The organism is Rhizobium sp. P1_B8 (genome assembly GCF_056406515.1).
In genome coordinates this window covers 1-850 of record NZ_JBFTZZ010000084.1, presented here as the reverse complement: position 1 = coordinate 850, position 850 = coordinate 1, and the positions used below count along the sequence as shown (strand labels likewise).

Genomic DNA, 850 nt, shown 5'->3' with positions numbered 1-850 from the left:
CTAGGAGCTGTGGACAGTTACCTGAGCCACAGGATTGTTGCGGCAATTGCGATCATTGCCCGATAGTTTCGGGCGGTTTTCTCGTATCTGGTGGCGATGCGTCGAAATTGTTTGAGTTTGGAGAAGCAGCACTCGATCAGATGACGCTGGGCGTAGAGTTGCTTGTCGATCGGATACTTCCTTGCACGCGAGGGGTTGTTCGGGATGACCGCTTGCGCTCCCTTGTCGGCGATGACTTTGCGTAGYCGATCGCTGTCGTAAGCAGTATCGGCCAGGACAACATCGGCTGGCAGCTCTTTGATCAAGGCATCGGCTTGCGGTGCATCGCCTTTCTGGCCGGCGGTCAGCACGAAACGAACAGGACATCCAAGGCCACGCACCGCCAGATGGATTTTGGTGCTCAGGCCGCCACGAGAACGGCCAAGGGCCTGATCTTCAGCCCCTTTTTTGCGCCGGAGGCGTGCTGATGGGCGCGAATGATGGTGCTGTCGACGATCAGGTATTCGAAGTCGTTATCATCCGACATCGCTTCGAAGAGACGCCACCAGACGCCTTTCCGACTCCAGCGACTGAAGCGGCGAAACACACTGTTCCAATCACCGAACACATCCGGCAGATCGCGCCAAGGCGAACCCGTCCGCACGATCCACAAGACTGCTTCCACAAACATTCGATTGTCACGTCCAGACGAACCGCGCGTGCGATCATCGCCAATGATATGACGAGACATCCGTTCCCACTGGTCATCCTGAAGAATCAAACGGTCTAAAATACCCATGGCTGCCTCCAAAAGACAGCATTGAATCAGACCAAAGCTCTTTTGGGAATCCTAAGAGTCCACACCTCCTAG

General features: G+C 55.4%; 1 pseudogene. It reads right to left on the bottom strand.

The features are described 5' to 3' along the window. Positions 1 to 17 precede the first annotated feature (17 nt). Positions 18 to 730: pseudogene (locus AC1D2N_RS36215) on the bottom strand (IS5 family transposase). Positions 731 to 850 lie beyond the last annotated feature (120 nt).